Source organism: Cytobacillus sp. Hz8 (assembly GCF_042263505.1).
Lineage (GTDB): Bacteria > Bacillota > Bacilli > Bacillales > Cytobacillaceae > Bacillus_BE.
The window spans coordinates 34,494-48,969 of record NZ_JBHKFI010000015.1 but is presented as its reverse complement, the minus strand read 5'-3'; the positions used below and the strand labels follow the sequence as shown (position 1 = coordinate 48,969).

Annotated in this window: 14 protein-coding genes; all 14 read left to right on the top strand. The window is 39.6% G+C overall.

Translation table 11 applies throughout. The annotated features are described in order from the left end of the window. The first annotated feature begins 16 nt into the window (after window positions 1–16). A complete protein-coding gene (locus tag ACE38V_RS16675; RefSeq protein ID WP_375842961.1) occupies window positions 17–1,045 on the top strand; it encodes an SIS domain-containing protein in 1,029 nt (342 codons plus the stop codon). A gap of 17 nt (window positions 1,046–1,062) precedes the next feature. Further along, window positions 1,063–1,881: a fructoselysine 3-epimerase gene (gene frlC / locus ACE38V_RS16670; protein ID WP_375842959.1), complete on the top strand. Its 819-nt coding sequence runs from the start codon at window positions 1,063–1,065 to the stop codon at window positions 1,879–1,881. 10 nt (window positions 1,882–1,891) lie between these two features. Next, window positions 1,892–2,746, top strand: a complete 855-nt coding sequence (locus tag ACE38V_RS16665; RefSeq protein WP_375842957.1) for an amidohydrolase family protein — start codon at window positions 1,892–1,894, stop codon at window positions 2,744–2,746. Further along, a complete protein-coding gene (locus ACE38V_RS16660; protein ID WP_375842956.1) occupies window positions 2,739–3,185 on the top strand; it encodes a secondary thiamine-phosphate synthase enzyme YjbQ in 447 nt (148 codons plus the stop codon). The genes ACE38V_RS16665 and ACE38V_RS16660 overlap by 8 nt, the downstream gene beginning before the upstream one ends. Window positions 3,186–3,245: 60 nt before the next feature. Then, entirely contained in the window at window positions 3,246–4,601 is a 1,356-nt protein-coding gene (locus tag ACE38V_RS16655; RefSeq protein WP_375842954.1) for an amino acid permease, read from the top strand. Between the two features lie 127 nt (window positions 4,602–4,728). Then, entirely contained in the window at window positions 4,729–5,469 is a 741-nt protein-coding gene (locus ACE38V_RS16650; RefSeq protein ID WP_375842952.1) for a GntR family transcriptional regulator, read from the top strand. Continuing rightward, window positions 5,466–6,251, top strand: coding sequence for a fructoselysine 6-kinase (frlD, locus tag ACE38V_RS16645; RefSeq protein ID WP_375842951.1), 786 nt, complete (start codon window positions 5,466–5,468; stop codon window positions 6,249–6,251). Before ACE38V_RS16650 ends, frlD begins: the two co-directional genes overlap by 4 nt. A gap of 67 nt (window positions 6,252–6,318) precedes the next feature. Beyond that, on the top strand, window positions 6,319–7,041 hold the full coding sequence (locus tag ACE38V_RS16640) for a GntR family transcriptional regulator (protein ID WP_375842949.1): 723 nt from the start codon (window positions 6,319–6,321) through the stop codon (window positions 7,039–7,041). 460 nt (window positions 7,042–7,501) lie between these two features. Then, window positions 7,502–9,370, top strand: coding sequence for a thiamine pyrophosphate-dependent enzyme (locus ACE38V_RS16635; protein ID WP_375842947.1), 1,869 nt, complete (start codon window positions 7,502–7,504; stop codon window positions 9,368–9,370). Beyond that, window positions 9,367–9,579: a 4Fe-4S binding protein gene (locus ACE38V_RS16630; protein WP_375842945.1), complete on the top strand. Its 213-nt coding sequence runs from the start codon at window positions 9,367–9,369 to the stop codon at window positions 9,577–9,579. Before ACE38V_RS16635 ends, ACE38V_RS16630 begins: the two co-directional genes overlap by 4 nt. Then, the gene (locus tag ACE38V_RS16625) at window positions 9,576–10,223 is read left to right on the top strand and encodes a 2-oxoacid:acceptor oxidoreductase family protein (RefSeq protein ID WP_375842943.1); all 648 of its coding nucleotides are present in this window, start codon (window positions 9,576–9,578) and stop codon (window positions 10,221–10,223) included. The genes ACE38V_RS16630 and ACE38V_RS16625 overlap by 4 nt, the downstream gene beginning before the upstream one ends. 15 nt (window positions 10,224–10,238) lie before the next feature. Continuing rightward, window positions 10,239–11,180 (top strand): CoA transferase, encoded by a 942-nt coding sequence (locus ACE38V_RS16620; protein WP_375842941.1) that lies wholly within the window; start codon window positions 10,239–10,241, stop codon window positions 11,178–11,180. A gap of 48 nt (window positions 11,181–11,228) precedes the next feature. Then, the gene (locus ACE38V_RS16615) at window positions 11,229–12,866 is read left to right on the top strand and encodes an AMP-binding protein (protein ID WP_375842939.1); all 1,638 of its coding nucleotides are present in this window, start codon (window positions 11,229–11,231) and stop codon (window positions 12,864–12,866) included. Between the two features lie 27 nt (window positions 12,867–12,893). Then, entirely contained in the window at window positions 12,894–14,471 is a 1,578-nt protein-coding gene (locus ACE38V_RS16610) for a class I adenylate-forming enzyme family protein (protein ID WP_375842938.1), read from the top strand. Window positions 14,472–14,476 lie beyond the last annotated feature (5 nt).

Below are 14,476 nucleotides of genomic sequence, written 5' to 3'. Positions count from 1 at the left end.
CATGAGGAGGATTACTATGTTAGACATTGATAAAAGTACTGTTGAATTTCTAATCACAGGTCATATGGTTGAAGAAGTGAACCATTTATTAAAAGAAAAAATGAATGAGGTTGATATCATTGTTCAAGAGATGAAATCACGGAATATCAATCGCGTATATTTTGTAGCATGTGGTTCACCATTATGTGCATGTCAGACAGCGCAAATTCTTTTTGAGCGGTATTCAACGATAACGGCAAGGTCCTATAGTGGTTTTGATTTCTTGGATCAAACTCCATATGTTATTGATCAGCATACCCTTGTTATTGGCGTCAGTGATTCAGGAACAACGGAAGAAGTTTATAAGAGCATTGACCTTGCAAGACAAAAAGGGGCAATGACAGTAGGATTATCCAAAGACGGTACGGGTGTACCTCTAGGAGAAAGCGCTGAGTATGCCATTGGTTATCAAGGACATGCCATTTGGCAAATGCACTTATATTTAAATTACCTTATTGCGTGTAAATATATTCAGTTAATGGAGGGTAAAACAGCAGAACTCTCAGAAATCCTAAAACAACTTCAGGAGCTTCCCAATGTATTAAAAGTCTTAGTGCAAACTCAAGAAGAGAAAGCTAAACAATTGGGTATAAAGGCAAGTAAATATCCATTTCTTTATACAGTATCTGCAGGGAATCTGTTGCCTCTTGCCTATAAAGAAGGAATTATTACCATGCTTGAATTTACAAGAACTCATGGAAGTCAACTCAATGCGGCAGAATTTCGTCATGGTCCTTTAGAAATGGTGGAGGCGGGAGTTCCGTACGTGTTTTTACTTGGAAATGATGAATCAAGACATATAGTAGAACGCACATTAAATTTTGTGAAAAAATACACAAACGATATCATTGTATTTGATGTAAATGATTTAGGTGTAGAAGTTCATCCAATGATTACCCCATTAGTTCTATTTGTTCCTTTAGAGTATTTCTACTATTATTTATCCATTGCAAAGGATCATAATCCTGATGATAGACGATACTACGGAGGAAAAGCGAATTACTAATACAAGGAGGCAGGGTCATGGAATTTGGGATGTTTACATCTGGATATCAGAGAAATCCGATTGAACATGTCTTTGAAGATGCTAAGCGTTTTGGTTATGATTACGTGGAGCTATGGGGGGGACGGCCTCATGCTTACCCTTATGATCTAAAGCGAAATGGTTTAGATGAAATCAAAGCTTTAGTTGATCAATATGAGATGCCAGTTAGAATTTATACTCCTGAAATGAATGCCTATCCGTTCAATATTATGAGTGGGACGGAAGAAATGAGAGCTGATTCGGTTGAGTATACAAAGGCAGCGATGGATGTAGCAAAGGCCTTGGGAGCAGAGTATACCTTAATTTCTGCAGGGCATGCTGGTTATCTAGCTACCCAAAGGGAAATTGATGAAAAGTTAAATAAGAGCTTAAAAGAGTTAGTGGATCATGCGGAAAAGATTGATCACAAGATCATTTATGAACCATTAACAACCTTTGAATCCAACGTAACAACTAATGCCAATCAACTAAAAGATGTATTGGATCGGTTCGATTCACCTTATCTCGTAGGAATGGTTGATATCGTTGTCCCTTATATTCAAGCGGAAAGTATTTTGGCTTATTTCGATAAGCTACAAGACAAATTGGTCCATATGCATATTATTGATAGTGATGGACATAGTGAAGCCCATATCCTGCCAGGTGAGGGCGTTTTACCACTTAACGAATTAATGTATGAACTAAGTGAAATGGGTTATGACAAGACCATTACGATAGAGCTAGTAACAGCCTATCTCAATGAACCAAGACTTTATGCCAAGAGAGCCATCCACAATCTAAAGAGAATGTTAGATTAGGAGGTATCTAATGTTTATTGACATACATGTACATCCCAATTTTTATGAAGGAATTGATCAAGGACAGGATATGTTTATACTTAGGCAGAATGGGCTTAATATCCACAAGAATTCGATTGCGACGATCCAACATGTAAAGAATCAGATGAAATGTGCTGGTCTTGATAAGCTCTGTTTGCTTGCACAGGATGAATCCTCCATATATGGACAGCCCTTAGTTCCTAATCAGGGAATAGACGCATTGGTTAGACAAGAGCCAGATATGTTTTATGGATTTGCTAGTGTGGATCCTTTAACAGATGGTTGGGAGGAAGAACTGTATTATGCATTTCAGGAATTGAATTTGCTGGGATTGAACTTAAATCTATCAAAACTAAAGCTTTATCCAACTGATCATCGTTTGAAAAGGGTTTATGAAATATGTTTGGAAGAGAACAAACCGATTCTTTTTCATAGCGGATGCAGCTATGAAAAGGGCACTATTTCTAAATATTCTCATCCACTAGAGTTTGAAGAGATTGCAGCTTATTATCCCAAATTACGAATCGGTTTGGAGCATTTTGGTTGGCCATGGGTAAAGGACACAGCGATGCTGATGCTGAAGTATAAAAATGTATATGTAGATACAGCTGCTCTTTTCTTTGGCAATGCATTCGAGTTTTATCAGTATATTTTTACTAAAGAATATGAAATGACCTGGGTGGAACGAAGTTTAAAACATCAAATTATGTTTGGAAGTGATAATCCCCGTTTTGAGCAAATTCGAATGGCCCATGCTTTAGAGAAACTGGGGTTGTCAGAAAAAACTATAACTCTAATAAAAGGAGAAAATGCCATGGAATTCATGGGGATAGCCAATGTCTAATCAAGTATACTTTCAAACACTTTGGACAGATCAGTATTTACAAATGGTTAATATTACAAAACAAATTGAGGAGGTGGTGCAGTCAAGTAAAGTGCAAAATGGTTTAGTAACGATTCTATCAATGCATACTACAGCAGGAGTCACGGTTAATGAAGGCTTGGAATGTTTGGAACAGGATATTCATGAGTTTTTAAGCAAACTCATTCCTGAAAGCGCTTCCTATAATCATGCGAGACTTCTTGCTGATTACGGTTCAACAGCTGGTAATGCAACAGCGCATTTGAAAGCAATGATTGTAGGGAACCATTGCCATCTTTTGATTTTAAATGGAGCCTTACAAAAAGGATCAGCTCAGGAAGTTTATTTATATGAATTTGATGGACCTTCTAAAAGAACATATTGCATTACCATAGAGGAATATGACAAATCCGATTCATAAGGATGTTATTCAGTTCATTTGCAAGCTAATAATCAGACTCTTTTAAAAGAAGGTGGAAACATGTCAAAAGTAGGTGAAAACCTAAAGACTGATTCGGTTCAACATAAAGAGCTCGGACGGAAATTGGGATTATGGGCAGCCGTTGCAATATCCCTGGGGACAACTATTGGTTCTGGTATCTTTTCGTCCATACAAGAGGTTGCTGCAGCAAGTGGAACAGCTCTTATAACCATTTTGGCTTTTTTAGTTGGGGGTTTTATCAATATTCCGGCAAATATGGTATATGCAGAACTAGCGACGGCCTATCCAGAAGATGGAGGTCAGTATGTATATTTCCGTGAAGCTGGGTTTAAGGGGCTTGCCTTTTGGTGTGGATGGATTAGCTTTTGGGCTACCGATCCTCCGTCCATCTCTATTATGGCATTAGCAATTGCAAATTACTTAGGCTTTTTCATGAATTGGAGTGATCTTGCCTTAAAATTTGTGGCAGTTGCACTCGTTCTCATCTTTATGTTCGTCCATTTACGGAGTGTTGAAGGTGGGGGTAAATTTCAAACGTTCATTACTTTCTTTAAAATATTACCTTTTGTGTTGTTAATCGGCTATGGAATTTTCAACTTGAATGGAAGTCTCTATAGTGCACCAGCCTTAGATGGATCTCATATCGGGATGTTAGCCCTATTAGCTGGTATATCTGCCACTACCTGGTCTTTTGATGGAATGGGCGCTGTATGTTACATGACAGGTGAGATTAAGGAGCCTAAGAGAACCATGCCACGTGCACTAATCATAACGGTGCTAATTGTTACACTCATTTACGTGCTATTAAGCTTTGTGGTAACAGGCCTATTACCAATCGATAAGTTAGCGGGCAGTGATTCACCAATTGCTGATGCTGCAACGATGCTTCCTGGAATCGGGGGATCTGCAGGAACGATAACAGCTATTATGGCTATTATTGTTATTATTGGTTCCCTTTCTAGTTGTATTATGTTTCAACCACGTATTGAATATGCGATGGCGAAAGACGGTTTATGGTTTAAGTCCTTTGCAAAAGTACATCCAAAATTTGAAACACCATATATATCTATTATTATTCAATGTTCCTATGCGATTATTCTCATTTTCGCGACAGATTTAGCAAACCTTTTAGGTTACTTTACTTTAGTTGCTTTAATGAAGAACTTCCTAACCTTTAGTATGATTTTCTTCTTAAGAAGAAAGAATGGTTACAATCCACTTTGGAGAATGCCTGGAGGATATGTAATGGCAGGTGTTGCAATGATTGTGACCTTTACATTGATTGCTTCAACATTCCTATGGGCCCCTGTTGCAGGATTGATTGCTGCTATCCTATCTATTGTAACGGGAGTTCCTGCTTACTACTTCTTTAAACATAAATATCATACTGTATAAGGAATTAGTGAAAGGGGAGACTCATTCGATATGGGTCTTCCCTTTGAAACATAAGATTTTAATGATAAAATAGCTTTATTAATATATTTGCTAATATATGTAAGCTGTTAAAAAGGAGAGAGTCGCATTGCCTAAAAAAAACCCAATCAGACCAAAAGATGAAATAGTCGAAATGGTGGAAGCCTATATAGAGGAAAATCAATTAGAGAAAAATGAAAAACTTCCTTCCGAGAGATTCTTTTGTGCAAAATGGGATATTAATCGGACTACTCTCCGTAGTGCTTTATCAAGGCTAATAAAGGAAGGCATAGTATATTCAGTTCCCGGAATTGGATATTTTGTCGCTGAAAAAAAACTTATTCGTAATCTTCAAGATCTCCGTCCATTAATGGAGATTACAAAAGAGCAAGAAAAGGAATTAAAGACGGTTGTATTAAGTAGCCATCTTGTTGAAGCAAGCGAAAGTATTGCGAGATGGTTGAAGATTGAAGTTGGTAGTGAGGTTATGGAATTAATTCGTCTTCGCTATTTGAACGGAACTCCATCTTTGCTTGAGTATAGTTATATTAATCACACATTGACTAATGGTCTAGAAGATTATGATTTTAATATTTGTTCTCTCTATGATGTTTTAGAAAGAGATTATCATATTAAGCCTTTTGCGGGTTCACAGAAGGTGTCCATTAGTTATGCAACGGATAATGAATCATTGCTTTTACAAATTCCGGAAGGAACACCGGTATTTTTTTTAAAAGGGATTACATTTAAAGAGGAAGAGAATGTCCCTTTTGAATACTTTAAATCAATCATTCGCTCTGATAACGTTAAGTTTTTCTCAACTTTGAGAAGAAAGAGAGGTTCATTATGAAATTAGTTGCCGTTGGGGATAATTGCATTGATTATTATGAAAAAACGGATCAAGCTTATCCGGGTGGTAATGCGGTGAATGTTGCGGTTTATTTTCACCGAAATGGCGGAGAGAGTGCCTATATTGGGGCTGTTGGCAGCGATTCATTTGGTAAGATATTATTAAATGGGTTAAAGGAAAAAGGTGTCGATACCTCCCATGTCCATATAGAAAATGGTACTACTGCTATAACTCAAGTGGAACTGATTAATGGGGACAGGGTCTTTGGAGATTATAATGAAGGAGTTATGGAAAGCTTTAAACTGAAAGAAGAAGATTATGATTTCATTAAGAATTGCGATATAGTTGTAAGTGGCTTTTGGGGTCATGTTCATCATGATTTTAAGGGCTTTCACCGAAGCGGTATTAAAACAGCATTTGATTTTGCTACGAAATTAGAGGATGACTTAGTTGAAGAGATCATTCCATATGTTGATTATGCATTTTTCTCATATGATGGTGAGAATATCAACTGGATAAAGGAATATATGAAAAAACTACATCGATTTGATTCCCAGATGATTGTTGTCACCCGTGGCGATAAAGGTAGTTTCGTATACGATGGCAAAGGTTTTTATAAGTTTGGAATCATTCCTTGTCAGGTAGTTGATACCATTGGGGCAGGCGATAGCTTTATTGCTGGTTTTTTAATGGGTTCTTTAAATAAATTATCTATACTAGAGAGAATGAAAATGGGGGCAGAAGCAAGCGCTGAGACCATTGGATATAATGGAGCGTGGTGACCGAAAAATATCAGTAGATTAGAATTAGAGGTAACTTGAAAGAGAGGGAGCTTTTGGAGCGTTTATTATGTATCAATTTAAGCAACAGTATCCAATCTATGTGCAATTACGTGATATCTTGAGGGATCAGATTGAAAATGGGGTTTACCTCCCTGGAACAGCCATTCCTTCCGAAAATGAACTAAGTGAAAAATATGGGGTCAATCGCCTTACTGTGCGGACTGCCATTGAAGGTCTAACAAAGGAGGGAATTGTTAAACCAATTCAAGGCAAGGGTGTTTTTGTCATGGGTGAAAGGATAAACAGGGATCTCGACACCTTATCAGGTTTTTCTCGTACCATTAGAGAGAAAAATAGTGAACCTAAGATTAATGTCCTCTACCAAAAAACAAGGAAGGCAGGGGTAAAATTCAGCGGAATTTTTGGGATTGGTGAAGAAGATGAAATAAATTATATTAAAAGGATTTGCTTTGCTGATGGAAGCCCCATATCCATTGAGGAAATATTTGTTCCAACAGCGATTATGCCGAATTTGAATGAACTCAATGTATCCGATTTTTCTATGTATGATCTCTACGATTTCTACAATATTAATGTCACAAATGCACATCAAACCCTTGATATTGTCACATTGGATCAGAATGAATCCAGACTGCTCAATATTAATACCTCACAGGCCGTTTATTTATTTTCAAGCATTACCTATGCTGATGAAGTGACTCCTATTGAGTTTGCCAAAACCTATGTTCGAGCAGATTTATGCGAATTTACGGTTAAATTTAATAATTAATTAGTAATCTTCATAATGACTTTATTTGTTGAAACTAATGGATAAAATGAAAACAGCATTAGATTTAGAAGTATAGATTTCTACTACAAGAAGGGCCTTTCGCCGTATTTTGGTGAAAGGTCCTTTTGCTGTAAACATTTTCTCATTTCCTCCACCTAACGGAAAAACAATGCGTGTAGTTGAAATCGTTTATAAATATAAGTTAGCACAATCAATCAAATGAAATATTCACTGCAAGGAGGACTTATATTATGAAACTGGTTTCGTCTTAACGCGGCACCCAAAATTTTTTTGCAATGAAAGCATCCGGGATCTCTGCTGGTATTTGTTGTGATTTTTTGTCGAAACTTCTTGTTTTAATAATATTGAAAATTTTCAGAATAAACGATACTATAAGATTACCGACCGGTCGGTTCAGTTGACGGAAAGGACGGTAAAAATTATTGAGGGGGTACAATAATTGACATCACAAATTCCTATTCAACAAGCAAGTCTAAAGAATGAATATGTTCGTGCAACAAATGCGAAGTATTGGAACAAAAAAATTGCTATCGACCAACCTAGTGAAACGATGTTTTTAAGTGCAAGTGAAGCAGTTGCCAGGGGAGCCATTGAAGCAGGAGTGAGAATGTGTGCGTCATATCCTGGATCGCCACTAACACATGTGGTTGACAATTTGTCATTTGCGGCTGAACAATTTCCAGAAATGTATGTAGAGTGGTCGACCAATGAGAAAATCGCATATGAGGTTTGCTATGGCGGTGCGATGGCTGGGGTAAGAACGCTTGTTCCAATCAAAAATGTCGGGATGAACTGGCTTATGGACCCACTTGCTTCAGGAAACCTATTGGGGGTTTCCGGGCTTGTTCTCGCTGTTGGAGATGACCCGGGGGCGGAAACCACTCAAAATGAGCAAGATAGCCGATTTCTTGGAATGTTAGCGGAATTGCCAATATTGGAACCTTCCAATGCCCAAGAAATGAAAGACTATATTGTGAAAGCGTTTGAAATATCGGAAGAATTAAAAATACCAGTAATGGTCCGTGTAATGGTTCGAAGCGGTTATGCCCGGGGACCTGTGAAATTGGGACCTATACAACATGAGGTTCGGAAAAGAAAACCGGAATTCGACAAAGATTATAATCATTGGAGTCCAGGCGGTAATTTCCCTTGGCCAATTCAAATGTACTCAGTCCGCCACCAAAGATTTCACGGCGAGGTCAGTGCTAAGATTGAAGAAATGGTAGGAAGCCTGCCGAAATTTTCACATATTCAAAGTCTGGTAAATCAACTGGATGAACATATATTCACAGAAAATAAACAAGCAAAGGTAGCTGTCATTACAGGAAATCTTGTCAGTTGTGAGGTAAACGAGGCAATCGCTGCTCTAGGATGCCAGGATCAAGTTTCTGTTCTGAAACTGGCCACTTCTTATCCGTTGCCCAAGGGAATGATCACGAATGCCCTGTCTACAAATGATACCGTTTTAGTCGTAGAAGAGATAGAGCCAATCATAGAGGATCAAGTGCGTGCAGCATGTGCGGACATGCCAATCCATGCAAAGATTATTGGTAAACGGTCTGGCCATTTGCCTTATTCAGGTGAACTTGACCGGCATCAAATTGCTAGAGTTCTAGCTTCTAAATTAAATATTGAATACAAAGATGATGTAAAGCAAAAGAAAATTGCTGAGCGAAATAAAATGCTGATTCATGAATACGGGGCCCTAACGCCGCCTAGATTTTGCCCGGGCTGCCCTGAACATGCGGCTTTCTATGCCCTAAAGCTAGCCTTGAAGTCCCTGAAAATGTTCGATAATGTTGCCTTTGGCGGGGATGTTGGCTGTTATGAGATGGCTGCCTATGAACCTTTTGAGATGTCCCATACCGGATTCTGTATGGGGTCAGGTTTATCTTTGGTAAGTGGACTGCAGCATTCCGGAGCATTCGAAAAGGTCATTGCTTACGTCGGAGATAGCACATTTTTCCATGCGGGCATGCCAGCTTTAGTGAATGCCATATATAATCGTGTGAACTGTTTATTGCTTGTACTGGATAATCGGACAACTGGCGAGACCGGACATCAACCCCACCCTGGAGCATTCGGTGTAACGGCAACTGGGAAAGAAGCAAAGGTTTTGGATATTGCAGAAATTGCTAAAGCCATGAAGGCTGATTATGTTGGTGTTTGTGACCCATTTGATTTGGATGAATCGAAAAAAATGATGAAGGAAGCCCTGCAAGTAGAAGGGGTAGCGGTTGTCGTGGCACGTGGGACATGTGCATTAGTAGTGGAAAGGCAGGAAAAGGAGGCGAGGAAGAAATCATGATATGGGATCCATTTATTATTGAAGAAGAAAAATGTCTCTCGTGGAAAAGAGGAAAGTGTAATCTTTGTATTGATGAATTTGCCTGTGTTGCCTTTTACTGGAAAGATGAAGGTCCTCAGATTGACCCAACCGTCTGTATCGGCTGTGGGATCTGTACAGGTGTCTGTCCTGCTAAAGCCATTACACAAACGGAGGGTGTAAAGTCATGAGTAAAGAATTAGACATTGTTTTATGTGGGCTGTCCGGTCAAGGAATTGTGATGAGTTCAAAAATTATCGCAACCGCAGCTCTATTAGAAGGACATCAAGTCATAGCAACGGATATACCGGCAGTCAAACATCGGTATTCCATCAATTTAAGCCATATTCGAATTGGCGACAAAAAAAGTGCACCAAGAGTTTTAGATGGGGAAGCAAGGCTTGTTCTCGCCTTTGAACAATTAGAGGCATTGCGAGTTGGGATAAGGTATTGTCAGGAGGAAGGGACAGTAGTTTTTAATACAAAAGCAATTGAAGTAAGGAACATTCGCTCAAAAAATCGCCACAAGCTTGAATTTCCTTATCCGAACGAAGAAAAAGTGATTGAAGAACTACGAAAGATCAATGTTCACGATGTATGGACCATCGATGGAACGAAAGTAGCTTTTGAAGAACTTGGTAATATTAAAGCGTTGAATATGGTGATAGTTGGGGCTGCGGCAGCCACCAATATTCTACCATGTTCTCTTGAGACGATTGAAAAGGCAATTACCATGATTGTGCCGAAGGGAACAGCAGAAACAAATTTGAAAGCGTTTCACCTAGGCGTACAGCGAACTTTGGAAAAGCGAAATTCCACCACAATAAGTAATTAAAAAGGAGAAAAAGGGATGAGTGAATTTCTATCACAATCGGGGTTACTTAAAGGTGTGAAAATTATTGATACAACCATTAACCTGCCTGGTCCTGTGGCAGGAGCCATTCTCGGAATGCTTGGTGCGGTAATCACTAAGATTGAATCCTCTTCGGGTGATCCGGTATCATCATCTCCTGCTTTATACAGGACCATCAACGGCATGAAGAACCGGATTCGTCTGGACCTGCACAATCCTCAAGACAAACAAGAATTTTTACGCTTGGTTTCGGAGGCGGATGGGATATTAGTCGGCATGCGACCGACCGCTTTAGCTAAGTTGGGTTTAGACTATGAGATATTAAAGGCCATAAACCCAAAACTGATTTATTGCCATGTTGCCGGATTTCCAAAGGATTCAAAGAAAAAAGGAACGCCCGGACATGACCTAACGTATTTGGCGGAGTCAGGCTTATTGAGTACATTATTTTCTGATTTAACTAAAGTGACCACACAACCTGCCGATATGACAGGTGCTCTCTATACAGCAATTGCTTTTTTATCTGGCCTGCAATTCCGAAATTCAACTGGAACGGGGACATCCATTGAAATCAATCTTTATGAAAGTCCAGCGATATTAGGGCTGATTCCCAATCACGATAATAGATTATCTAAAAATTTACAAGGTGATCAAATTTGCTACCGCGTGTATGAAACGGCTGATGGATGGATTGCACTGGGGGCTCTAGAAGAAAAGTTTTTCAATTCATTTGTTCAAGCAATCGACCATCCGGAGTGGATGGGAAAGGGCGACAAACTTGCAGAACCGGGGGATGAAATCTTTGAAGCAATGAAAAAGATTTTCAAATCTCAACCATCAGGCTACTGGGTTAGCATCGGTGCACAACACGATGTCCCTTTAGAGGAGGTTCGCTCACTCTCTCCGTCAAAGGAATTTTCACTGCCATATCGATTTTGAAAATTAATAGGTTAAAATTGCTATTTCATGGAAAAGAAGGTGGGATATATGGAGGTTCTTTCAAGATTGCTAGAACGTCGTGCAAAGGAAGGTTTCGACCGGACTTTTATTCAAATTGAAGAGTTCGTAGAAGAAACATACGGTCAATGCTACGAAAGATCTTTGGCTTTAGCCAATGGGCTGCAGCAAAAGCTCAGCTTAAAAAAAGGGGAGCATGTCATCATTATGTCACCCACATCCATTGACTTTATTCACACATGGTTCGCCATCAATATGGTGGGAGCGGTGGAAGTGCCCATCAATCCTGCCTATAAAGGAGACAAATTAGAGTATGCTTTAAATAACTCCAAAGCCAGAATCGCATTTATTGATGAACTGCTAATAGACCGCGTTGGTTCCATCGAGAGTCAGTTGAAATATTTACAGACAATTATTCCATTAAAAAATCCTAGTGATCAAAAGAAGCAAATTGATCCACTTTTTCAAAAAATAAATGTAATTTCGTTTGACTTGATGAAGTGGGAGCATCCTGTTCCTATTCAACAAGAGATTTCAATTCAAGACCCTGCTACGATCATTTATACTTCTGGAACAACAGGGGCAGCTAAAGGGGTCATTATGCCATATGGTCAAACCTATCTCTTAGCCAAAAATGCGGTTGATGGGTTAAAAATTACCGAAGAGGATATTTGTTATACGTTTTTGCCTCTTTTCCACATGGCTGGAAAGTTTATGTATGTATATGCTGCCCTCATTTCAGGAAGCAAGGTCGTTCTCGACACAAGCTTTCAACCAGAGGCTTGGGTTTCCCGTGTTCGAAAATATAATGCAACGTGTTTCGGAGCACATGGCCCATTTATCCAAATGATCTACCAGGTTCCTGAGCGGAAAGATGATGGCGATAATCCACTTCGGGTGGTTGGCAGCGCTCCTTTTCCAGCAAAAATAGCAAAAGATTTTGAACGCCGTTTTCAAGTTAAAGGTATTGAAGTCTGGGGGATGACGGAGATTAATTGTCCCTGTTATCATCCATATGATGAACCTCTTCGTTTGGGCTCTTGCGGGAAGGTGCTTGAAGATTCCTATGAATTAAAAATTGTCGACCCTGACACCGGCGAAGAACTGCCCGCAGGCAAAGCAGGAGAGATTCTTATAAGGCCTAAACAGCCTGATACAGTGTCGTTGGGCTATTTTAAAATGCCTGAAAAAACAGCAGAAGCTTGGAAGGACGGCTGGTTCCATTCAGGAGATATCGCTTATCAGGATCAGGATGGATATGTGTATTTTGTTGATCGTATCAAAGAAAGAATACGCAGAAAAGCAGAAAATATTTCTTCCTACGATATCGAAGTGGCTGTTCTGATTCACCCGCTTGTTAAGGAATGTGCTGCTGTAGGTGTTCCATCCGATTTTGACTACGATGATGAAATCAAAATCTATGTCGTGACAAAGGACGGGGAGGTCCTTGCTCCTGAAGAGTTGATCCAATATTTGGTGGAAAAACTGCCGCACTATATGGTGCCACGCTATATCCAGTTTGTGAAGGCGCTCCCTAGAACACCGACGAATAAAGTCCAAAAAGCAGAGCTTTTAAAACAAGATCATATGGGTGTTGATACATGGGATCGCAAGGCAGCGGGGATTTCCGTTCGCGAAATTTCAGAAACACTAAAAAAGGGACATTAATCTGATAGGTAATTGGGAGGGCTAAAGGTGTCTGTTAAGAAAATGGATATTCGGTCGATGCAAGGTCTAAATGGAACCCATTTAGGCTATTTTCTGGAGCGCAATAGTATGTTGTTTGCCAACAGACTGGCAATAATTGATGTGAATCAAAATAAGAAACTGACGTATGCCGAATTGAACGCAAGGGTTAATCAGTTGGCCAATAGCTTGCTAACACTTGGAATTAAAAGCGGTGACCATGTTGCTTTCTTAATGAACGATAAAGCAGAATGTTTGGAATTGCTGTTTGCCCTTAATCGAATTGGTGCTGTTTGGGTACCATGTAATTGTCGCTTCACCGAACAAGAAGTGCTTGCCCAAATCCAGCACTCCGATGCTGTGGCGCTTGTTTTCGACCAAGAATTTGAGGAAATTGTTTCCAACGTCCAGTCGCGACTGTCGATTGCTTCTAATCATTATATTTCGGTCGGAATGACGAAAGGAACCTATACCGACTTTGATAGACTAATTGATCATGGATCGCCGGTTAACCCGAATGTTCATGTAGAAGGAACCTCGCCTTGCGGAATTATTTATACGTCTGGTACGACAGGTGTTCCCAAAGGTGCTGTCCACACTCATGACACGATTATCGGGTGGGCTATGAACCCGATTCAGGTAATAGGGTGGCACTGGGAGGATAAAGTGCTGAACCCGTATCCTATGTTTCATTTGGGTGGTACCGTCACTAGTATTGCGATAATGCTAACGGGGGCAACCAATGTAATTTTTGGAAAATTTGATGTGGAAAAATTTTTGAAAGTCGTCGAGCGGGAACAAATTACCACAATCGCCGTCGTACCAACTATTTTAAATGCGATCCTAAAACTCCCAGAAGAGGAAATAAAAAAATATAATTGGTCGAGTCTGCGTTGTTTAGCTACTTCAAGTGCGCCATTAATGTCAGATGTACAGGAATTGTTTATGAAATACTGGCAAGATGTTAAATTATTTACTCTTTATTCAGCAACTGAGTTATTTTACACAGTGCTGCTACCTGAAGATCACAAACGAAAAACAAGATGTGTTGGCTTTCCATCATATGGCATGGAAGTGAAAGTGGTCAATCAAGATGGGGAGGAAGCGAAACCGGGAGAAATTGGCCTCATTTATGGACGGGGCATTTCCTTGTTTAAAGGTTATTATAAAAATCCGGAGGCGGAGCATAAGTCTTTTTTGGATGGATGGTTTACCTGTGACGATATGGGATATTTTGACGAAGAGGAATATTTGTATGTAGTCGACCGGAAGAAGGACATGATTAATTCAGGAGGAGAGAAAATTTCATCGATAGAGGTAGAAGACCTAATTCTCACTCATCCTGATGTGAAGGAAGTGGCGGTTATAGGGCTACCTGATGAGATTTGGGGGGAACGAGTTCATGCCGTTGTAAGCTTAAAACCCGGCGGACAGGTTAGTGAAGCAGCTATTCTTGCCTGGTGCAAGGAAAGAATTTCAGGCTATAAACGGCCACGAAGTATTGAGATTATGCCGGAAATACCGAAAACGCCGGTAGGGAAAATATCAAAAAAAGATTTGCGTGCCATGGTTCTTAATAGAGGGTAAGAAAG

Bases quoted from the DNA above. Each gene is read 5' to 3' on its own strand.
- ACE38V_RS16675 (WP_375842961.1), top strand. From the start codon at position 17: ATGTTAGACATTGATAAAAGTACTGTTGAATTTCTAATCACAGGTCAT.
- frlC (WP_375842959.1), top strand. From the start codon at position 1,063: ATGGAATTTGGGATGTTTACATCTGGATATCAGAGAAATCCGATTGAA.
- ACE38V_RS16665 (WP_375842957.1), top strand. From the start codon at position 1,892: ATGTTTATTGACATACATGTACATCCCAATTTTTATGAAGGAATTGAT.
- ACE38V_RS16660 (WP_375842956.1), top strand. From the start codon at position 2,739: ATGTCTAATCAAGTATACTTTCAAACACTTTGGACAGATCAGTATTTA.
- ACE38V_RS16655 (WP_375842954.1), top strand. From the start codon at position 3,246: ATGTCAAAAGTAGGTGAAAACCTAAAGACTGATTCGGTTCAACATAAA.
- frlD (WP_375842951.1), top strand. From the start codon at position 5,466: ATGAAATTAGTTGCCGTTGGGGATAATTGCATTGATTATTATGAAAAA.
- ACE38V_RS16640 (WP_375842949.1), top strand. From the start codon at position 6,319: ATGTATCAATTTAAGCAACAGTATCCAATCTATGTGCAATTACGTGAT.
- ACE38V_RS16630 (WP_375842945.1), top strand. From the start codon at position 9,367: ATGATATGGGATCCATTTATTATTGAAGAAGAAAAATGTCTCTCGTGG.
- ACE38V_RS16625 (WP_375842943.1), top strand. From the start codon at position 9,576: ATGAGTAAAGAATTAGACATTGTTTTATGTGGGCTGTCCGGTCAAGGA.
- ACE38V_RS16620 (WP_375842941.1), top strand. From the start codon at position 10,239: ATGAGTGAATTTCTATCACAATCGGGGTTACTTAAAGGTGTGAAAATT.
- ACE38V_RS16615 (WP_375842939.1), top strand. From the start codon at position 11,229: ATGGAGGTTCTTTCAAGATTGCTAGAACGTCGTGCAAAGGAAGGTTTC.